We start from the raw sequence: 21,127 nt of genomic DNA on the forward strand, positions 1-21,127 counted from the left end.
TTATCGAAACAGGGCAAGACTTTAAAAAGAGGTAACTGCAATGAAAATGATGATGAATACTGTTTTAGCAGCAGCATTAATGGGTTCAATTGGGACTGTCGCAGTTGCGAGTAGTGAAACTGCGGTGAATCAGGCTGCATTTGCTAAAACGACTACAGTTAAGCAAGCATTGACCATGAAAGATGACAGCAAGGTTCAGCTGAAAGGGTATGTAGTAAAAGCTGTCGGTGATGAAAAATACCAGTTCCGTGACAATACTGGCACCATCACTGTCGAAATTGATGATGAACTTTGGCAAGGTAAACCAGTATCAGCTAAAACACCTGTGGTAATCATTGGTGAAGTGGACATTGACTATAAACCTGCGAAACGTGTTGAAATTGATGTCGACCAAGTTCAGTTCTAATTTCAGCAGGATTTCCTGAACTGAATCTGAAGACAGCAACAAAAAACCACATGCAAGTTACCAAAAAGCATGTGGTTTTTTTTTGAGTCTGGAACTTTTTCAAGGCAAGATAGAAAGATAAAATAAGCGGAGCATAGCATGCGTATTCTTTTGGCAGAGGATGATGAATCTCAGGCGGAAAGTATTCAAACCTGGCTGGAAATGGACGGTTATGTGATTGATCGGGTTGATCGTGGGGATCATGCCATTCTGGCGATTCAACAGCATCAGTATGACTGTATTTTGCTGGATCGTGGCCTGCCGAATGCAACTGGAGATGACATTCTTAAAAGCTTGCGCAATAAACAGAAAGATACGCCCGTTATATTTATCACCGCCAAGGACAGTATTCATGATCGGGTTGCAGGACTCGATCTGGGGGCCAATGATTATCTGGTAAAACCTTTCAGTCTGGAAGAACTTTCCGCTCGCGTACGTGCCCAGCTCAGACAAAAACAGCAAACGCCAAATCATATCCTGCAATGGCAGGATCTTAGTCTGGATACTCAGGCCAAGACCGTAATGAAGGCGGGACAGAGCATTAATCTGACTGCAAAAGAATTCCAGATTTTATATAAGCTGATGCAAAAACCAGAACATATCATTACCCGAGAACAGCTGGAAGAATCACTCTATGCCTGGGGAGATGAAATCGAAAGCAATGCGATTGAAGTCTTTATTTATCAGCTACGTAAAAAAATTGGCAGTCAGATGATTAAAACCATTCGTGGCTTGGGCTACCGGATGCATAAACCCGAGGCCTCCATATGAAGGCACCCATTTCCCTGCAAAGTCGGCTGATTCAACATGCCATGTTCAGTTCCATACTGGCAGGATTTCTGGCGTGGCTGCTGTTATTGGGAATTTCCAGCTATCAGGCGATTGATCTGCATGATGACCTGATGGAGGAAATTTCAGAGTTACTTTTAGGAGATGTGAACCAGGCCAAAAATACGCAGGTTGATGAAATCAGTGAGCAGTTTGATATTCAATATGCCTTATTGCTGAATCAGCGGGTACTGACCACTTCAATTGATGATGAACTGATTAATGAGATACCACTTGCACAAAAAAACGGGTTTCACTTTGATTATGAAAAAGGTCATTTTATTCGAATTCTGATTGCTGAAGATCAAGACTTGAAAGTGAAAGTGGTACAACCGCTTTCGGTACGCTTTGATGAGCTTTGGCAAACAACTTTAGGTTTCGGCGGGATTTTATTTATCCTATGGATATTACAGTGGCTGATTTTACGTTTTGCCATTAAGCGGCAATTAAAACCTTTAAATAAAATTTCCCGAGAAATTGGTTCTAAATCTGCACTGGATCTTAGTCCGGTTCAAAGTCCTGATCCTGAAATTACTGAACTGCAACCGATTGTCCGTCAGCTGAATGCAATGCTGAGCCGTTTAGAAAAATCATTGGCTGCCGAGCAACGTTTTACTGCCGATGCTTCGCATGAGTTGCGTTCCCCATTGTCTGCCATTCAAATGCGTTTACAGGTGCTTAAACGTAAATATCAGGAAGATGCCCAACTTAGGCAAGCGTTACAGATGATCCAGAATGACGTCAACCGCGGAACGCAGATTCTGGAAAACTTACTGCTATTGGCTCGGCTTGATCCAGAACATGCAGAGCAGTTGCCCAAACAGCAGGTGAATCTTAAAGTATTGGTTCAGGAGGTCTTACAAGCTTTACAACCTTTTGCTCAGGAAAAAGAGATCCACTGGAACTTAAAACTTGAAGATGCAGTGATTGAAGCAAATGCAGAGCTGATTTTTAGCTGTATCCGCAATCTGGTTGATAATGCCATTCGTTATACGCCGATGCAGGGACAGGTCGAAATCAGGACGATAGTTGAAGGTCAGAATCTACAACTTATGATTGAAAATTCGGGAGAGGGAATTCAGGAAGAAGTTGTTCAACGTTTAGGTGAGCGTTTTTACCGCGCCTTGGGCACGCGAACACAAGGTTCAGGTTTGGGATTGTCGATTTGTCAAAAGATTATGCAGTTACATACGGCCAAGATTGATTATGCGCCGTCAGTTTTGGGTGGGCTTAAAGTTTCATTAATTTTTCAATCTGAAGAATAAAGATATTAGATATAGCAATTAAAAAAAGCAGTATGCGCTGATTCATACTGCCTGTTCCCACGTTTATTATTTTTGGAGTATTTAAATTACTTAGTCAGGATGAGACGATTGTTACGAGTCAAACGTAGACGGTATTCTTCACCCGCATGCATGATCCGGATTTCTCGTCCTAGCGCAAATAAATTGTTCGAATGCAACATCGGTAGCGCATGCTGAGTATCATTATTGCGGGTAAATAGGCTAAATGGTGCGTTCATTCCGTCGACTCCGTGGTGTGTTTTGGATTGATTTAAATGATAATCATTATCGAATGGATCTGTCAACGAATAATTGCTGCATTTATAAAAAACTCTAATTTGCTTACAATCTGTAAAACTTCAATAGTTCAGAACATTATGTCTAAAGCCACAATTCATGTCGCAATCGCTATTTTATTTCATCACAATCAGGTTCTGGTCGGTTGGCGTGAAGCTAAACAGCATCAGGGCAATAAATATGAGTTTCCAGGCGGAAAAGTAGAACAGGGCGAATTGCCTATAGAGGCATGTCGACGTGAAGTGATTGAAGAAGTCGGAATTGACATCGAACAATGGCAGGCTTTTGATTTTATTTCGCATGAATATGAAGATGTCATCGTCAATCTGCATATTTTCCATGCTTCGGTTCAGCCAGAACAATTAGCTGGAATCAAGCAGCCTTGGCGCTGGTATAGCCGGGATGAACTCAGTGAACTAAATTTTCCTAAAGCCAATCAGGCCATGATTCAAAAGCTGCAATGGCCGAGAAAGATCAAAATTTCTGAAGACTTGAGTCACCTGAATAATCTGGAAACAGACCAGATGCTGTATTGGCGAGTAATGGCCAGCCCTGAACACATTAGCCAGTTACAGCAGATTCCAGTCGATCAGTTATCCAGATTGATCATTAATCAGGAACTTTGGTCACAATTGAATGAATTGCAGCAGCAAACCATTCGTACGCTTCACCTGAAACAGTCTCAATTGATGCAACTGCAAAAAGGGGAGTTAGCTGGTGGCTATCGTTATCTTGCAGCCTGTCACGATCTGGAAGCATTAAAACATGCAGAAAACATAGGCTGTGAAGCAGCTTTACTCAGCCCGGTACTGGCAACAGAAACACATCCTGATACCGCAGCTTTAGGCTGGGAAAAATTTAAACAGATGGCTGAACAGGTACAGATTCCTGTATTTGCCTTAGGCGGTATAAAAGCTGAAGATCTAGACCATGCTCAAAACCAGCATGCTTATGGGATTGCAGGGATCCGTTATGTTTAAGTCAGAAACTTATTATAAATAACCGGGCTCACGCCAGGGCCTTAAAATTTCTTTAAGGCCTGCTGAGCTTGCTGAATGGCTTTGGTGTTTTTTTGCAGTTGAGCTGCTTTCAGGCGCACCTGCCAGAGCTGCTTTTTCATTGCATTGGTCTGCGCATAGCTCAAACCACGTAAGGCGAAAGCATCTGCACGGGCCGGCTGGTTTTTACGGTTTGCGATCAAGCCAAGATACAGATAAGTTTCTGAAGCTTGGGGCGCCAAACGCTGAGCTTGTACTGCAGAAGTTTCAGCTTGATTATATTGCTGCTTGCTATAGGCCTGCTGAGTTTGCTGCATCAATTTTTTAAATGCAGGTAAGTTACGTCCATCATCAAACTTTTGTGCCTGAGGCTTTTGCTCAGGGATCACAATCTTCTGACGTTTAATCTCCGGTCGATCATAGGGCGTAATCACTACACCATCAGGTGTAGAGGATTTTGGTTTCTGCTGAACCGGAGGTTTAGTAGGAGCCGCAGGCTGTTCTGGCTCCGACATGCTTTGGCAGCCCACCAGACCGAGGATGAGCAGACCAGGAATCAATTTTCTTAACATAAACATAGACTCAATTATTGGCTATAACTTCCACTCGCGATAATACGGGTTTGTTTAGCAACTTCGCGTTCTATTTCTGTTTCACTTTCTTGTATATAACGACTGAGATCATCATCTTCCTCATCTTCTGGTGAAGGTTCTGAATCAATCGTATAAGGTTCAGTGGCGTAATGCGAGATGCCACAAGCAGTTGCCTGATTAGGCAAGGCATGACGTGAAATCGGAATATACATGGCACCATCACAGCCTTGGGCAGTCAGTTTACCTGTATAACGGTCCAGCCAGTGCCATTCAATTTCATTAGGCTGAGCCAGATTCACCGGCTTCTGATGCAGCTGTTTCATGACATTGGTCCAGACCGGAAGTGCACCTGAAGAACCGGTTAATCCAGTGACTTTGTTGTCATCCAGACCTAACCAGACCACTGTCATATAGTTGCCAGAATAACCTGCAAACCATGAATCACGGGTATCGTTTGTCGTACCCGATTTACCCGCCAGATTCAGGTTGCGTGGCAAACTGTTATAGGCAGAACGACCAGTACCACTCGACATGACCTGTTGTAAACCATAATTCAGAGCATAGGCTGATGCTGGATCAATCGTCGGCTGAACACTTAAGCTGTAACGTTCAAGCGAGCGGCCATTCGCATCGACTACAGAACGAATCGATTTCACCGGATATTTAAAGCCACCTGTTGCGAAGTTACCGTAAATATTCATCACTTCCATCGGTGACATGTCTACTGCACCTAAATAAATAGATGGATAAGAAGGAATGTCAGAAGTCACACCGAATTTTTGCAGATGGTTAATAAAGGTCGACAGGCCAAATTCCTGTGCCAAACGTACCGCAGACAGGTTATAGGATTGTGACAGGGCAAGAGACATCGGTACTACACCATGTGCGCTACCACTATAGTTTTTCGGTGTCCAGGGTTTGCCATCACTTTGAATGGTGATCTGACTGTCTTCAATTGGACTGGCCCAGTGATAACGATTCGATTCTAGCGCTGTCAGATAAATCACCGGTTTGAGTAATGAACCCACCTGACGCTTGGCATCTAAAGCACGGTTAAAACCGGTAAAGTCCTGGGTAGAACCTACCGCTGCAACCAGTTCGCCATTTTCAGGGTGTGCGACCAGAACAGCGCCCTGCAAATCTTTTAGACGGCCTGGATTGGCTTTGCTTAAACGGGCTACACTTTCCTTAAAGCTGTCTTGAATTCGGGTTTGTGCCAATGGATCTAAGGTTGTGAAAATACGCAGACCCTGGTTGGTTAAATCAGTTTCCTGATATTCGGTACGCAACTGACGGCGAACGATATCCAGAAAATCCGGGAAGCGAGCAGGGCCTAAAGTTGGTTTGGAAATGACGTTCAGCGGACGGGCAGTTTCTGTTTCATACTGATCTTGGGTCAGATTACCCATTACCAGCATATTATTTAGAACCACATCACGACGTTTTTTCGCAAGTTCAGGATTACGCCATGGGTTATACAGGCTTGGACCTTGTACCAGACCGACTAAAAAGGCCTGTTGAGAAATATTCAGTTCACGTAACGGCAAGCCAAAATAAAATTGTGAAGCCAGACCATAACCATTTACGGAATAGTTGCCATTTTGGCCCAGATTCACTTCATTTAAATAGGCTTCCAGAATCTCATCTTTGCCATAATGCAATTCAATCAGCATTGCCATAAAGGCTTCATTCACCTTACGTTTTAAGGTGCGTTCTGGTGTTAAGTAGAAATTCTTGACCAGCTGCTGGGTGAGGGTTGAACCACCTTGACGTTTACCACCAGTAATATTACTTACCACTGCACGTGCAATCCCGCGTGGAGATACACCATGGTGATTGTAGAAATTACGGTCTTCGGTAGCAATTAAAGCGTCAATTAACGGTTTAGGCACTTTATTGAGCTTAATCAGCACACGGTCTTCATTATGCTGCGGGTAAATACCGCCAATCAATAAAGGTTCCAGACGGGCGATCCCGCTAGAAGAGGGCTTGGTCGCACTTACTTCAGCAATCTGATCGCCATTAAAGCTGACTTTCAATACCTGTTCAGGTTCAACGCGATCGCCAAAATCAAAGCCACGGGTATGCACATACATGGTATTGCCAGTGCTGACAAAGCTGCCCGATTTGGTATAGCTGTCTGAACCTTTATAACCCAGTAATTTTAATTCTTGTTGGAAATCCTGCTGGCTGACCGGGGCATTTACATACACTTCCATCGGGCGTGCGAAAACCTTGGCCGGAATATCCCAGCGTTGACCTTCAAATTTTTCACGCACAATATTATCTAATTTAATCAAATAGATACTAAATGCTACAAATGCAGAAATGACTAGAATGGAGAAGATTAAGGCAATGAACCCCATACCTCGTTCAGATTTCATAAATGACGATAAGACCCTGTGAAATTGTGCTAATCATGCGAAGCTTTTCATTATTTTGCAATATTTAATCAATTATTGAGATTAAAATTAAAATTAAACTTCACATTTTCTCCTTAATTTCAATCTATTTCAATTCAATCCTGCACAGCTTTGTCATGTTATAAATTGTCATCCTATTCAAGCTTAATGTTATGATAAGCAGGATTCGAAGCGGAGCGACGACACTGGTGCAAATTTCCCACAAGACATTTCGAAATATCGGGTTGATTGGACGCCCGGATAAATCTTCAGTGGTTGAAACCTTATGCCTGATCCACGATCATCTGCTCAATTTAGGTCTACATCCTGTTTTTGATGCAGATACAGCTGAACTGGTTCCTTATCAGAATACCCAAACAGTTAGCCGCGCCTTGTTGGGCGAAGTGGTTGATCTGGTGATTGTGGTAGGTGGGGATGGTTCACTGTTACATGCAGCGCGGGCATTGGTAAAATACAATACGCCAGTGATCGGGGTGAACCGTGGTCGTTTGGGCTTCCTGACCGATATCAAGCCAACTGAAGTCATCTTTAAACTGGATCAGGTATTAAAAGGTGATTTTCAGGCAGAACGCCGTTTCCTGCTGGAAATGGAAGTTCGCTCCAAAGGTGAAATCATCTATGATGCGATTGCCCTGAATGATGTGGTCTTGCACTCGGGCAAATCGGTACACATGATTGATTTCGAACTGAATATTGATGGACAATATGTCTATCGCCAGCATAGTGATGGTCTGATTGTATCTACACCGACCGGTTCAACAGCCTATGCACTGTCCGGTGGTGGGCCGATTGTGCATCCAAGTATGGATGCAATTGTGCTGGTGCCGATGCATCCGCATACCTTGTCTTCACGTCCGATTGTGGTCGGAGGGCATAGTGAAATTAAACTGATGATTCGTGAAAATCGCGTACTGCCGATGGTGAGTGCGGATGGACAACACAGTGTGTCTTTGAATGTTGGCGATAGCGTCCATATTCGTAAGCATCCCTTTAAACTGAATCTTCTGCATCCGCCGGGTTATGACTTCTATAATGCATGTCGAACCAAACTGGGCTGGAATCAGGACTTCGACTATCTTAAGCAGGATTAAATATGAATATTGAACAAATGCTTGCCGTACTCAATCCTGAGATTGTAGAACGCTTAAGAACAGCCATTGAAATTGGCAAGTGGCCAAATGGTGTAGTGCTGACTCAGGAGCAGCGTCATACCTGTATGCAGGCTGTCTATGCCTGGGAAATGAAAAATCTGCCAGAAACCGAACGTAGCGGTTATATCGATCGTGGCACTAAAGAAGAAGGCGAACAATGTGATGATGATCATCACAAAAATGAGCCGGAATTCAAGCCGATCCGTTTTGTTTAATTGAAACCGAAAAAAAGACCACAAATGTGGTCTTTTTTAATGTCTGTTTTTTGGTTTGATCAAACTGAAAGACGGCTATTCCAGAGTTCTCTGGCTTTTTGCATCGCCGCTTCATAGCTGTCATATTCGCCCATGGTATACAGTGCAATGCCCATAGTTTCAACCACTGCGATTTCCCCATATTCATGTGAGCGTTGACCTTCCCATACTTGCTTAAACACAGCTAGATCCAGCTCTTCTTCAATCGGACTACGGTTGTCAGTCAGTTTTGGTAATTCGTGCTCATAAAGTTCGCCATTCTTAATTCCACAGATTAAAGTTTTGGCATCCGGGTTACGTTCGAACTCACCACCTTCACCTTTAATGACTGCACTATTTTGATAGCCTAACTTATAAGCGGACTGCTGATGTGAACTACGATAAGCAGGGTGGAAAATGGCTTGTAAAGTCGCTTTGGCATTAAATGGATTAATTAGGCGTGCCAGCGTATGAATCGGAGAGCGTAAGCCCATGACATTACGTAGCCCGATCAACTCAGCCAGAATTGGAGAGATCACCTCCAATGGCAGGTAAGCAAAATGTTTGTCTTTAAGCTGCTGTTCCACCTCAACATCATTTTGGCAGATCGGATAGCCTAAGTAGTTAAGTACCTGTTCGGTATAGACCCGATTCAAGGTATGACCTGAAGCACCATGCATCACGATATTATAGCCATGCTTAGCAAGGGTAAGCGCAGCCAGAATGAACCAGGGATAATGTTTGCGTTTACCTGCATAAGATGACCAGTCCAGATCAACATCAAGAGCCTTAAAATTCAGTTGGTCACGGGTCGCCTGCACAAAGCCTGCGAGTTCATCAACAGATTCTTCCTTGACACGTAATAGCATCAGAAAAGCGCCCAGTTGTACGTCCAGTACTTGATTTTTCAGGATCATGCTAAAAGCCTGATAGGCTTCTTCATAGCTTAAAGAACGTGCACCATTTTTTCCCTTGCCAATAATACGAATAAACTGGGCAAAAGGATGTTCGGCATCTTTATAAATATTTCGCTTTGTGGTCATGGGCATAGATCAATCATGTTCATCAAGTATTGGCATATTTTACGCTGATATTGGTATTTCACCTTCTTATTTTGCAGAATTATTATAGTTTTATAAGACTATAGTCTAAGAGGTATTGTTTAGTATTTAGGCAAATTTAACATTTCGGGTTAAACAAAAGTCTAAAAAGCGGTTAAAATTTCACGCAATTCTTGTGTTTGCTTTATCTCCTGATCAATGCACTGACTTTTCTTAAAGATCGGTGTTCCTGTGATTGTTAAATGTACATACACATTCTAATTTCAGTATCAGATTAATTTTTTGATACATAGGCACTTTTTTGTTTCAGACAATGAAGTATTGGACGCTTGTTTTTTAAAAATAAGTGAAAACTGAATATTGCTTCTGGTTAGAAGTATATAGTGAAGTAAGGTTATGGCTAAAAAACCAATTTATAAGTCGCTTTATTTTCAAGTGATTGTAGCCATTATTGCGGGTATCCTCGTCGGACATTTCTCGCCAAGTGGTACACAAATCATTAATGGTGCAGAACAATATGTTCCAGGTCTGGGCGAACAACTAAAGCCGCTGGGTGATGCATTTATCCGTTTAATTAAAATGATCATCGCACCTGTGATTTTCTGTACCGTGGTTAGCGGTATCGCAGGTATGGAGAGCATGAAATCAGTCGGTAAAACTGGTGGTGTCGCGCTACTTTACTTCGAAATCGTATCAACAATGGCGCTGATCATTGGTCTTCTGGTGATTAATATTGCCAAGCCAGGCGTTGGGATGAATGTTGATCCGGCATCGCTGGACACGGCCGGGATTTCTAAATATGTAGAGTCGGGTGCTTCTCAGTCTACCGTTGATTTCTTTATGAATATCATTCCAAATACGGTGGTTGGTGCATTTGCTGAAGGTGAAATCCTGCAAGTCCTTTTATTTGCGATCCTGTTCGGTTTTGCATTACACAAACTGGGTGCACAAGGTAAGCCAGTTCTTAAACTGGTAGATCAGATTTCACATGTGTTCTTTAACATCGTGAACATGATCATGAAACTTGCACCTATTGGTGCGTTCGGTGCGATGGCTTTCACGATCGGTAAATATGGGATCGGTTCTCTGGCGCAATTGGCCCAGTTGATCATCTGTTTCTATATCACCTGTTTGCTGTTTATCTTTATTGTGCTGGGTTCAATTGCACGCTTTACCGGCTTTAGCATTGTCAAGATGATTCGCCTGATTCGTGAAGAGCTGTTGATTGTACTCGGTACTTCATCGTCTGAATCTGTATTGCCACGTATGCTGAAAAAACTGGAGCTGGCAGGTGCTGAAAAGTCAGTGGTGGGTCTGGTCATTCCAACAGGTTATTCGTTTAACCTGGATGGTACTTCGATTTACCTGACAATGGCGGCAATCTTCATTGCACAGGCGACCAATACGCAACTTGATTTGTCTCACCAGATTACCTTGCTTCTCGTATTGCTCATTTCTTCTAAAGGTGCAGCGGGTGTAACTGGTTCAGGCTTTATCGTGATGGCAGCAACCTTAGCGGCTGTAGGTAATATTCCGGTTGCAGGTCTGGCTTTGATTCTCGGTATTGATCGCTTCATGTCTGAAGCCCGTGCCTTGACCAATCTGGTCGGTAACTCTTTGGCAACTCTGGTTGTAGCAAAATGGGTCGGTCAGTTAGATATGGACAAGCTGAACTATGCATTAGCAAATCCGGCTGAAATTGATGAAAAAATGGCGCAAGAAGGCAACAATGCTCATTAAGTTTGAGTTTGTCTTATAGGTCATAAAAAAGGAAGCTTCGGCTTCCTTTTTTATTTTTATCTGACTGTGAAGTTAGCAAAAAAATAAGTCAGGTACATGACAGCCTTTCTAAAAATAGTTAGCCTGTGCACAGGAAATAAAACGATAAACACGATAAGGATAAAAGAATGCTGGCTTACGATGCTGACCTGGAACTTTTCCGCGACAATTTCAAACGCTTTATGAATGAACATGTAGCGCCTTACTATGAACAGTGGGAGCATGAAGGCATGATGCCGCGTTCAGTCTGGAATGCGATGGGTGAAAATGGCTTCTTGTGTGTCGATGTCCCGGAAGAATATGGTGGCTACGGTGTTCCGACTCACTATTCCCTGATGTTGATTGAAGAGTCAGCTCGAGCAGGCTATAGTGCCATCTCAACCGGCCTGTCTTGTCACTCGGATATCGCAGCGCCGTATATCTTGCATATCGGTACAGAAGAGCAGAAAAAATACTGGTTACCGAAAATGGTGTCTGGTGAAGTGGTCGGTGCGATTGGCATGACTGAGCCGGGTGCAGGTTCTGATCTGCAAGCCATGCGAACCAATGCCATCTTGCAGGGTGACCATTATCTGTTGAATGGTTCTAAAACTTTTATCTCCAATGGTCAGCATGCTGACTTAGTCGTATTAGCCGTGAAAACAGATCCACAAGCACGCGCCAAAGGTGTGTCTTTGATGCTGGTGGATACGCATCTGGAAGGCTTTAAAAAAGGCAAGAACTTGGACAAAATTGGTCTGCATTCACAGGATACTTCAGAGCTGTTCTTCGATAATGTCAAAGTACCGAAAGATCAATTGCTGGGTCAGCCAGGTCAGGGCTTCGTCTATCTGATGCAGGAACTCCCACGTGAACGTACCGCTATTGCTGCTACTGCACTGGGCGCCATTCGTGGCTCGATTGATGTAACGACTCAATATGTCAAAGAGCGTCAGGCCTTTGGTCAGGCGATTGGCCAGTTCCAGAATACCCGTTTTGTACTGGCACAGGCCAAGATTGACGAGCTGGCAACAGCAGCTTTCTATAACCAGAATGTTGAGTTGTATATGCAAGGCAAGCTGGATGTTGAAACTGCAGCAGCGCTAAAGAGTTTCTCTACTGATATGCAGATGAAAGTTGCTGACAATCTGCTTCAGCTCTTTGGTGGTTATGGCTATATGACGGAATATCCGATTTCGCGTTTCTTTGTTGATGCCCGCATTCAACGGATCTATGGCGGTACCAATGAAATCATGAAAGAAATTGTTGCACGTGGTCTGCTTGGACGTTAAAAATCAACAGATAAAAAAAGAGTCCGAAATGGACTCTTTTTTTATAGAAAGAATATTCTTGAAATCTAGATATTTTAGTATTTTAAGATTTTAGTACATCCAGACATTCATGAATAAAAATTGGCAAATCATTTGGCACTCGAGATGAAATCAGCTGATTATTGTCATTGACCAGTTCAACATCATAATACGTCGCACCCGCATGTTGTACCCTAGGTGCATGCGCACGGATACTGGTAATGATGCGGTTCTTTAAAACATCGGCTTCACTCAGGAGTAAGGAGGCATCACAAAGACTAAAAATGGTCTTTTTGGCCTCATTAAAAGCCTGAATGAAATGTAAGACTCGCGTATCGTTGGCGAGGGACACTGGTGATTCACCGCCCGGAATGAGCAGGGCATCAAAATCATCAATACTGATATGATCAATTCCCCGATCAATGGTCACACTCGACTGGCCATGTAGTCCATGTACGACTTTTCCGGCATGCAGTTCAATATTACAGACACTGTGCTCTGCAGCAAGTAAGGCTGCAACAGGTTCAGTATATTCAAGATCTTCAAAATTATTCGTTACAAGTACCGCTATTCTTTTTGGCATTATAGGCACCCCCAATATAGTTTTAAATTAGACTAGCGATTTAAGGTTTAAAAAACGTCTCTGCTTTGTAACCAAATAGTGATTTAGTGTAAAAAATCCAATTAAATCAAAGGAAAATGATCAAAAAAACAGTTTTCTATGTGCATTTTATTGTGAACTGTCACTCAGATTTTAAGTAGTTAAACTAGAGGAATCGAGATGGCTTTATTTTTATTTTCTTATGCTTAAAATCGTTATGTAGATTAAGAAATAGTGATATTTCATCTTGATAAAAATCAGTTAAGATGGGCGGGCAAAGTTTACAATTTGATAATGTAAAAGATGCGAAAATGCTGAAAGAAATGTTACCAGATATGACTAAAGCGATGAACGGTTAAAATCAAATCCCTGTTTTTAAGAATTAATCTACTAAAGTTATATTGTGTAACATTTGCAGCGCACTAATTGTTATACTGCACAGATAAGGTTTATGAAGGGCGACATCACGATGATCAACGACGATCAAAACACAACGGCTTCTTTAGATTTGGCTAAAATTCGTGAAGATATCGATTCAGTTGATCAACAAATCCAGCAATTGATTAACCGTCGTGCACGTTTGGCTGAGGCTGTAGCAAAAGCGAAATTCGCATCTGAAGAAAATCCGCTGTTTTACCGTCCGGAACGTGAAGCACAGGTTTTGCGCAATGTTATGGAGCGCAATGAAGGACCATTGTCAGATACGACGATGGCACGTCTGTTCCGCGAGATCATGTCGGCTTGTTTGGCGCTTGAAGCACCGCAAAGTATTGCGTTCTTGGGACCTGTTGGTACCTACACACACTCAGCAGTATTGAAACATTTTGGTCATGATGCTGTGGTTCGTCCATTACCCACCATTGATGAAGTATTCCGTGAAGTAGAAGCGGGCAGTGCACATTATGGTCTGGTGCCTGTTGAAAACTCCTCTGAAGGGGTAGTGAACCACACTTTAGACTGTTTCAAGACTTCGCATCTGAATGTGATTGGCGAAGTAGAATTACCCATTCATCACCAGTTCCTGATCTCTGAAAATACCCGTAAAGACAGTATTAAGCAGATCTATGCACATCAGCAAACTCTGGCTCAGTGCCGTAAATGGCTGGATGCCCATTATCCAGGTGTAGAACGTGTGGCACTCAGTTCAAATGCTGAAGCTGCGCGCCGTATTCAGAATGAATGGCATTCTGCTGCGATCGCTTCTGAAATTGCTGCGAATATTTATAATCTTGAGATTATGCACAGCAATATTGAGGACAATCCAGAGAACACAACACGCTTCCTGGTGATTGGTCGCGAGAAAGTGCCACAAAGCGGTAATGATAAAACTTCATTATTGGTGTCTGCGCATGACCGTGCCGGTGCATTGCTGGAAATTTTAGCTCCATTTGCCAAACACAACATTAGTCTAACCAGTATTGAAACTCGACCTGCACTTCCTGAAAAATGGGCTTATGTATTCTTTATCGATCTTGAAGGTCATATTGAGCAGGAAAATGTTAAAGCTGCGATCGAAGAAATTCGTCCGTTTGTGAAAGAAGTCCGCGTGCTTGGTTCATATCCTGCAGCTGTTTTATAAAAGCAGCCTTTCGTGGTTAGTGCGAGGGTGCTAACCACTGTTTCATCTGTAAATCGGAAGTATAAAATGTCGTTTGTCCCAGCCAATGAAGGCATCTCTAAATTAAAGCCATATCAACCAGGTAAACCGATCAGTGAACTTGAGCGTGAGTTGGGCATCACTGATATCGTAAAACTGGCTTCAAATGAAAACCCGCTGGGCTGTTCAGATAAAGTCAAAGAAGCAGTGGCTGCGGAACTGGCGGAAATTGGTCGTTATCCTGATGGCGGTGGCTTTATCCTGAAAGATCAGATCAAGACACAATTCGGTTTTGATCATAACCAGATTACTTTAGGTAATGGTTCAAACGACTTACTGGAAATATTCGCCCGTGCATTTGTTTCTGAAAAAGATTCAGTGATTTATAGCCAGCATGCGTTTGCGGTATATGCACTGGTGACTCAAGCGATTAACGCTGAAGCGATCGAAGTACCTGCTAAAGGTTTCTCACATGACCTTGAAGCGATGGCGGCTGCGGTAAAAGACAACACCAAGCTGATCTTTATTGCAAACCCGAATAACCCGACAGGGACCTGGTTTGAAGAAGCTGAATTTGAAGCATTCATGCAGAAAGTTCCTGCGAACGTGATCGTGGTGCTAGATGAAGCCTATGTGGAATATTTCCCAGAGAACTTCAATAGCCTAAAATTCCTGAAACAGTATCCAAACCTGATTGTCAGCCGTACGCTGTCTAAGTGCTATGGTTTGGCTGCACTGCGTGTTGGTTTTGCCCTGGCTTCTGTTGAAGTGACTGATTACCTGAACCGTATCCGTCAGCCATTTAACGTGAACCACTTGGCGATGGTTGCTGCAGTGGCTGCACTGAAAGACGAAGCATTCATCGAGAAATCTCGTGAAGTAAATAAAGCAGGTATGGCACAGCTAGAAGCCGGCTTCAAAGCTTTAGGCCTGAACTATGTACCTTCACGCGCAAACTTCATCTTGGTTGATGTACAGGCTGATCCAGCTGAAACATTTAACAAGTTATTGAAAGAAGGTGTGATCGTACGTCCAGTGGGTATTCCAAATCACCTGCGTGTATCGATTGGTACTGAAGCTGAAAATGCCAAATTTCTTGCTGCATTAGGTAAAGTACTTGGCTTAGAGGCGAAAGCTTAAGTTATGTCGCAGCCACTGTTTGAAAAAGTTGCCTTTATCGGACTTGGACTGATTGGTTCAAGCCTGGCGCGTGTCATTAAGGCCGAGCATTTAGCCAATGACATCGTGGCATCGACCCGCTCACAAAAAACCTTGGAAGATGCCAAGGCACTTGGTCTGATTTCAGACGGCTATGCAGATCCTGTAGAAGCTGTTCAAGGTGCAGACCTGGTGGTGCTGGCTTTACCTGTTCGTGCAACGCAAAAGGTATTGGAAACCGTCAAGCCATATCTGGCTGAGGGCGCCATTATCACCGATGTGGGTAGTACCAAAGGTAATGTGGTAGAAGCAGCCAAAGCCGTATTTGGTGAAAATCTACCAGCCGGTTTTGTGCCGGGGCATCCAATTGCGGGTGCAGAACATACTGGTGTACATGCGGGTAAGGTGGATCTGTTCGCTAATCACAAGGTGATTTTGACACCGTTGCCAAGCAGCGGACAATGGGCGGTCGAGAAACTGATTCAACTGTGGCAGGCGGCAAAGGCGGAAGTGATTTGTATGGATGTGGAAAAGCACGATGAAGTGCTGGCACATACTAGTCATCTTCCGCACCTGATGGCCTTCAACTTGGTCGAACAACTGGCCAAGCGCGAAGACAATCTGGATATTTTTCGTTATGCTGCCGGTGGCTTCCGCGACTTCTCGCGTATTGCTGCCAGTGATCCACAAATGTGGCATGACATCTTTTTTGCCAATAAAAAGGCGATTCTCAATGCCGTGGACGGCTTTGAAGCTCAACTCGCGATTATCCGCAAGCTGATTGAAGATGAAGATTCACAAGCCTTAATGGGCTTATTGGGGCATGCGCAGGCTGCGCGTCAGCACTTCAATCATATGCTCGCCAAGAAACCTCTCATGGAGAAAAATAAAGTGACACAACAATTTACCATTCAACCAGGTGCCAAGACGTTCCAGGGTAAATTTACCGTGCCAGGTGACAAATCTGTGTCACACCGTTCCATCATGTTTGGTGCCATCGCTGAAGGCACAACGCATGTGACCGGGTTCCTTGAGGGGGAAGATGCCCTTGCAACTTTACAGGCGTTCCGTGATATGGGTGTAAGCATTGAAGGTCCTAAAAATGGTGAAGTGACCATTCATGGCGTGGGTATGCACGGCCTGAAAGCACCGAAGTCTGCACTGTATATGGGCAACTCGGGTACTTCGATGCGTCTGCTGTCTGGCATGCTGTCAGCACAAAAATTTGATTCTGTCATGACGGGTGATGCTTCACTGTCTAAACGTCCAATGGAGCGTATTGCTAAGCCGTTACGTTTGATGGGTGCACAGATTCAAACTACGGGTGAACGTGGTACACCACCAGTATCAATTACCGGTAATCAAAACCTGAAAGGTATTCAATACGACTTGCCAATGGCATCTGCTCAGGTGAAATCTGGGATTTTGTTGGCAGGTTTGTGGGCAGAAGGTGAAACTTCAGTGACTGAACCTGAACCAACCCGTGACCATACTGAACGTATGTTGCGTGCTTTTGGTTATGACGTAAAAACTGAAGCTAACCGTATTTCCCTGCAAGGTGGTGGTAAGCTGGTCGGAACCAATATCCAAGTACCATCGGATATTTCATCTGCTGCTTTCTTTATGGTCGGTGCAGCGATTACTGAAAATTCAGATGTGACTTTGGAAGCTGTGGGGATTAACCCAACTCGTACTGGTGTCGTCGAAATCCTAAAACAGATGGGAGCCGACATCGCTGTTGAAAATGAACGTATTGCGGGCGGTGAACCGATTGCAGATATTCGTATTCGCGGTACACGTACCTTAAAAGGCATTCATATGCCGGAAGACCAAGTGCCACTAGCAATTGATGAATTCCCGGCATTGTTTATCGCGGCAGCTTGTGCTGAAGGCCAAACGATTCTAACTGGTGCTGCTGAGCTGCGTGTCAAAGAATCGGATCGTATTCAGGTGATGGCAGATGGTCTGAAAACCATGGGCATTGATTGTACGCCAACTGATGATGGCATTATCATTGAAGGTAAGGGCAAGGCAGGTGACTGGTCACCAATCTTTACCGGTGGTGAAATTGAATCGCATCATGATCATCGTATTGCCATGAGCTTCTCAATCGCAGGTCTGCGTAACTCAGGTGAAATTAAGATTGTTGGGACTGAAACTGTCGCAACCAGTTTCCCAACCTTCACTGAACTGACTTCTCAAGCTGGTCTGGCGATTGAAGTGACAGAATAATTCTAAAATTTACATGAAACAGCCAAGCTTTTGCTTGGCTGTTTTGTTTATATTGGCTTATGCTAAAACCATACAACAAAAAAGCCATTTGGATGTAGCAATGCGAAAATTAAAATTTATGGCCAATCCTCAGAGCCAGCAACAATTACAGGGCAGTCAGCAGACTCAGGAATATGTGGCACATCTGCTGACGGAAGAGCTCGGTAAATATGGCTTTAAGACTTTGGCGCAAAGTGGTGCACAAGTGGCCGTAAGTGTCGATGAACATGAGTTGCCATTATCAGTGAGCTGTGAGACACGAGACCAGGAAGGGCACCTGATTTGTGAAATTGCTTCTTATCCGGATGAAGAACAGGACTGGCTGGACCGGATTACAGAACAAAGTTTATTAAATCAGTTGGCACAAGCCGTTGAAGCATCATTGAAAGAACAAGAAAGTTTTAGTGAGTTTGAGTGGAAGAACTAGTTCAACAAATGCAAAGGGTTTTGCCCATACTACAAAGTGAACGTCTTGTTTTAGATTATTTTAAGCCATCTGATGCTGCGGAAGCCTATGCCTCGATTACCCCGAGTCTGACCCGTTTTATGGCATGGGATGCACCGGAATCTGAACAGGTATTTGCAACAGTCTGGCAAAACTGGCTAAACAATATGGCTGATCATAAAGAATATATCTTTGTGATCCGTCATATTGAAAGACATGAATTTATCGGACTATGTGGTTTACATCGACTGCATGATGAAATACCTGAAGTGGGTATCTGGATTCGTGAAAAGGCGCATGGTCATCATTATGGACATGAGGCAGTACGTTGCATTGTGGCCTATGCTTTCAATACATTAGGGATCAAAGCTTTGAGCTATCCGGTAGCCGAAGAAAACTGGGCTAGCCGAAAAATTGCAGAACGTGTAGGTGGAAAAATTACCAACCACCTAGATAAACCTAAATATCGGGCTGTAATTTATGAAATTCATGCTAAAGATTTTATTTCTGAATAAAAAAACCTCATCATTCGATGAGGTTTTTTTTGATCAGCTTAATGCGAGGAAACGGCTCATCGCAATCCGAAGCTGTTTTAAATAACCGGTAAAGAAATGATTTGCGCCAGGCAAGATCGTGACCAGATGACGTTGAGGCTTGGCCCATTCAATCATGTCGGATAAAAGCGTGACATCATCCGCTTCACCATGGATAAATAAAATATCACCTTTGATCTGTGGAGTAACATAGTGACGTAGGCCAGCTACGGTCGCAGTCGGTAGGCCACACAAAATCACTTTTGAAGGTTGCAGTTCAACGGGCAGGGCAGCGTAACACTTGGCCATGACATGTGCGCCAAAACTGAAACCGCCTGCAAAGAAAGGCAGGCCAATATGTTGGCGACGCGCATATTTAATGACTTCAAGTATATCATCCGTTTCACCAAAGCCTTCATCATGCAGACCGGCACTTTGACCAGAACCACGGAAACTTGGACGATAGACAACACAACCACGCTCTAAAAACATTTGTGCCAGTAACACCGGAACCTTATGTTGTGGTGTGCCACCTTGTAATGGATGGGGATGACAAACAATCGCGAATCCTTTCACTTCACCCTGAGGATAATCCACAAAAACCTCAAGTTGGCCAGCAGGGCCTTGGAGGAAGATTGGTTCGGACATAGAAAACCGATAAATTGCAGGAGAATTTTCTATTTTAACGATTATGATAAATAAAAACATGAATTGGAATTAAAATAAGTCTACTGATATAGTTTGATTAATCATTTTTTAACCAGGTTGCTATGCTTGCTTTAATTTCACCAGCCAAGACTTTAGATTACGAAACACCTTTACCTACCGATCAATTTACTCAGGCAAGATTGCTGGAACATTCCCAGGAATTGATAGAAGTTGCCCGCCAGTTATCCGCAACTGAAATTGCCAGCTTAATGAGCGTCAGTGAAAAAATTGCCAATCTGAATGCGGAACGCTTTAGAGACTGGCAGCCAGATTTTGATTTTTCCAATGCTCGTCAGGCAATCTTTGCCTTTAAAGGGGACGTTTATACCGGTCTGGATGCTTACCAGTTAAAGCAGGATCAGATTCATTACGCACAGAACCATCTGCGTATGTTATCCGGCCTATATGGCTTATTGCGTCCGCTGGATCTGATGATGCCTTACCGTCTGGAGATGGGAACCAAATTGACTAACCCACGTGGTGCTCATCTCTATGAGTTCTGGGGACAAACCATTACTGACCTGATCAATCATGATCTGGCAGCAGCAGAGTCTGAAATTCTGGTCAATATTGCCTCTGATGAATATTACAAGGCAGTGAAAGAAAGCAAAATTCAGGCTGAAATCATCAAGCCGGTATTTTTAGATCAGAAAAATGGCAAATATAAAGTCATCAGCTTCTATGCCAAGAAAGCTCGTGGATTAATGGCGCGCTTTATCATTGAAAACAAGATCAAACGAACTGAAGACTTAAAAGCCTTTAATACCGATGGGTATTATTTTGATGCTGAAAGTTCATTAAAAGGTGAGTTGGTATTTAGACGTGATGAGCAGCTAGCTGCTTAAGGTAAAAGATTTACCCAAGGCTGAATGAAGAAATTTTCTTAAAAGTCTTGGGTGAATTTAAGTTTAGCAATATTGAATTGAATAAAAATTAAAAAAAAGGAAGGAACTTCCAAAATATCATTTATTTAGAAGAATTTTTAACAGGAAATGGATAAATTTTTTAGAAGAAAAGCTAAATAAAATAATGAAAGCTATAGGGAGCTTTAAAAGATATTTTTCACTCGATAAATTTATATAGTAAAGACAAATTTCTAAAAAAATAAAAAATAGAATCAATCAATTAATTTCTTTTAATATTCAAAAAATGACTAAAAAATAAAAAAATATGGCTCAGAAAATTATGATTAATTGAATAAGAAGTATAAAAAAACGAAGAATGAAAAGACCCTAAATATTTGAAAAAACTGCATTTTATCGGGTTATTTGTAAACTATGTCACAATTTTATTGTTATTTTGTTAGCATAATTTCAATGCTGTTACATAACTCAACTACAAAAATGAAAATTTATACAATTCCTATTTTTGTGCTGATGGTGGGTTTACTCGGTTATTGTGTTCACCAACAGGCCGAAACAAGAAAACATGAAG

20 protein-coding genes are annotated in these 21,127 nt (G+C 42.9%); 14 read left to right on the top strand and 6 right to left on the bottom strand.

Features of this window, described 5'->3' with window-relative positions; genetic code table 11:
• The first annotated feature begins 40 nt into the window (after positions 1 to 40).
• From FTU72_RS05770 to FTU72_RS05780, 3 genes are all read left to right on the top strand, one after another.
• Positions 41 to 406 (top strand): NirD/YgiW/YdeI family stress tolerance protein, encoded by a 366-nt coding sequence (locus FTU72_RS05770; protein ID WP_034170733.1) that lies wholly within the window; start codon positions 41 to 43, stop codon positions 404 to 406.
• A gap of 138 nt (positions 407 to 544) precedes the next feature.
• Positions 545 to 1,216, top strand: coding sequence for a response regulator transcription factor (locus FTU72_RS05775; protein WP_180011686.1), 672 nt, complete (start codon positions 545 to 547; stop codon positions 1,214 to 1,216).
• Positions 1,213 to 2,538, top strand: a complete 1,326-nt coding sequence (locus tag FTU72_RS05780; protein ID WP_180011684.1) for a HAMP domain-containing sensor histidine kinase — start codon at positions 1,213 to 1,215, stop codon at positions 2,536 to 2,538. Before FTU72_RS05775 ends, FTU72_RS05780 begins: the two co-directional genes overlap by 4 nt.
• A gap of 86 nt (positions 2,539 to 2,624) precedes the next feature.
• On the opposite strand, the gene hemP is transcribed toward FTU72_RS05780, so the two are convergent.
• A complete protein-coding gene (gene hemP / locus FTU72_RS05785) occupies positions 2,625 to 2,795 on the bottom strand; it encodes a hemin uptake protein HemP (RefSeq protein ID WP_004784247.1) in 171 nt (56 codons plus the stop codon).
• A 138-nt stretch (positions 2,796 to 2,933) separates the two neighbouring features.
• On the opposite strand from hemP, the gene FTU72_RS05790 reads away from it, so the two are divergent.
• Positions 2,934 to 3,833 carry an NUDIX domain-containing protein gene (locus FTU72_RS05790; protein WP_125279081.1) on the top strand — a complete coding sequence of 300 codons (900 nt, stop codon included), beginning with the start codon at positions 2,934 to 2,936 and terminating at the stop codon, positions 3,831 to 3,833.
• Positions 3,834 to 3,874: 41 nt separating this feature from the next.
• Here the strand turns inward: FTU72_RS05790 and FTU72_RS05795 are convergent, their stop codons facing one another.
• Together FTU72_RS05795 and mrcB are read right to left on the bottom strand one after the other, a co-directional pair.
• Positions 3,875 to 4,423, bottom strand: coding sequence for a tetratricopeptide repeat protein (locus FTU72_RS05795; protein WP_125279080.1), 549 nt, complete (start codon positions 4,421 to 4,423; stop codon positions 3,875 to 3,877).
• A 14-nt stretch (positions 4,424 to 4,437) separates the two neighbouring features.
• Entirely contained in the window at positions 4,438 to 6,828 is a 2,391-nt protein-coding gene (gene mrcB / locus FTU72_RS05800; protein WP_180011682.1) for a penicillin-binding protein 1B, read from the bottom strand.
• Positions 6,829 to 7,019: 191 nt separating this feature from the next.
• Here mrcB and FTU72_RS05805 point away from each other — a divergent pair, with 191 nt between their 5' ends.
• Together FTU72_RS05805 and FTU72_RS05810 are read left to right on the top strand one after the other, a co-directional pair.
• Positions 7,020 to 7,958: an NAD(+) kinase gene (locus FTU72_RS05805; protein ID WP_125279078.1), complete on the top strand. Its 939-nt coding sequence runs from the start codon at positions 7,020 to 7,022 to the stop codon at positions 7,956 to 7,958.
• A 2-nt stretch (positions 7,959 to 7,960) separates the two neighbouring features.
• A complete protein-coding gene (locus tag FTU72_RS05810; protein WP_180011681.1) occupies positions 7,961 to 8,233 on the top strand; it encodes a YeaC family protein in 273 nt (90 codons plus the stop codon).
• A 59-nt stretch (positions 8,234 to 8,292) separates the two neighbouring features.
• Here FTU72_RS05810 and FTU72_RS05815 read toward each other — a convergent pair whose 3' ends face one another.
• Positions 8,293 to 9,294 (bottom strand): glycosyl transferase family protein, encoded by a 1,002-nt coding sequence (locus FTU72_RS05815; protein WP_180011679.1) that lies wholly within the window; start codon positions 9,292 to 9,294, stop codon positions 8,293 to 8,295.
• A 414-nt stretch (positions 9,295 to 9,708) separates the two neighbouring features.
• On the opposite strand from FTU72_RS05815, the gene FTU72_RS05820 reads away from it, so the two are divergent.
• A complete protein-coding gene (locus tag FTU72_RS05820) occupies positions 9,709 to 11,052 on the top strand; it encodes a dicarboxylate/amino acid:cation symporter (RefSeq protein WP_005236469.1) in 1,344 nt (447 codons plus the stop codon).
• A 167-nt stretch (positions 11,053 to 11,219) separates the two neighbouring features.
• On the top strand, positions 11,220 to 12,362 hold the full coding sequence (locus FTU72_RS05825; protein ID WP_180011677.1) for an acyl-CoA dehydrogenase family protein: 1,143 nt from the start codon (positions 11,220 to 11,222) through the stop codon (positions 12,360 to 12,362).
• 82 nt (positions 12,363 to 12,444) lie between these two features.
• Here the strand turns inward: FTU72_RS05825 and FTU72_RS05830 are convergent, their stop codons facing one another.
• Positions 12,445 to 12,963, bottom strand: coding sequence for a DJ-1/PfpI family protein (locus tag FTU72_RS05830; RefSeq protein ID WP_180004045.1), 519 nt, complete (start codon positions 12,961 to 12,963; stop codon positions 12,445 to 12,447).
• Between the two features lie 487 nt (positions 12,964 to 13,450).
• Here FTU72_RS05830 and pheA point away from each other — a divergent pair, with 487 nt between their 5' ends.
• The 5 genes from pheA (at position 13,451) to FTU72_RS05855 (ending at position 18,967) form a co-directional block, all read left to right on the top strand.
• Complete coding sequence (gene pheA / locus FTU72_RS05835; protein ID WP_125279073.1) at positions 13,451 to 14,560, top strand: prephenate dehydratase; 1,110 nt, start codon at positions 13,451 to 13,453, stop codon at positions 14,558 to 14,560.
• Positions 14,561 to 14,626: 66 nt separating this feature from the next.
• Positions 14,627 to 15,718: a histidinol-phosphate transaminase gene (hisC, locus tag FTU72_RS05840; protein WP_179993203.1), complete on the top strand. Its 1,092-nt coding sequence runs from the start codon at positions 14,627 to 14,629 to the stop codon at positions 15,716 to 15,718.
• Between the two features lie 3 nt (positions 15,719 to 15,721).
• Positions 15,722 to 17,968: a bifunctional prephenate dehydrogenase/3-phosphoshikimate 1-carboxyvinyltransferase gene (locus tag FTU72_RS05845; protein ID WP_180011675.1), complete on the top strand. Its 2,247-nt coding sequence runs from the start codon at positions 15,722 to 15,724 to the stop codon at positions 17,966 to 17,968.
• Between the two features lie 100 nt (positions 17,969 to 18,068).
• Positions 18,069 to 18,434: a hypothetical protein gene (locus FTU72_RS05850; RefSeq protein ID WP_166136040.1), complete on the top strand. Its 366-nt coding sequence runs from the start codon at positions 18,069 to 18,071 to the stop codon at positions 18,432 to 18,434.
• The gene (locus FTU72_RS05855; RefSeq protein ID WP_180004051.1) at positions 18,422 to 18,967 is read left to right on the top strand and encodes a GNAT family N-acetyltransferase; all 546 of its coding nucleotides are present in this window, start codon (positions 18,422 to 18,424) and stop codon (positions 18,965 to 18,967) included. The genes FTU72_RS05850 and FTU72_RS05855 overlap by 13 nt, the downstream gene beginning before the upstream one ends.
• A 33-nt stretch (positions 18,968 to 19,000) precedes the next feature.
• Here the strand turns inward: FTU72_RS05855 and FTU72_RS05860 are convergent, their stop codons facing one another.
• Complete coding sequence (locus tag FTU72_RS05860; protein WP_159123226.1) at positions 19,001 to 19,633, bottom strand: alpha/beta hydrolase; 633 nt, start codon at positions 19,631 to 19,633, stop codon at positions 19,001 to 19,003.
• Positions 19,634 to 19,755: 122 nt separating this feature from the next.
• Between FTU72_RS05860 and yaaA the strand changes: the two genes are divergently transcribed.
• Complete coding sequence (gene yaaA / locus FTU72_RS05865) at positions 19,756 to 20,538, top strand: peroxide stress protein YaaA (RefSeq protein ID WP_180011673.1); 783 nt, start codon at positions 19,756 to 19,758, stop codon at positions 20,536 to 20,538.
• Positions 20,539 to 21,127: the final 589 nt, after the last annotated feature.

Source organism: Acinetobacter sp. YH12137 (assembly GCF_013418535.1).
In the GTDB taxonomy this organism is placed as follows: Bacteria; Pseudomonadota; Gammaproteobacteria; order Pseudomonadales; family Moraxellaceae; genus Acinetobacter.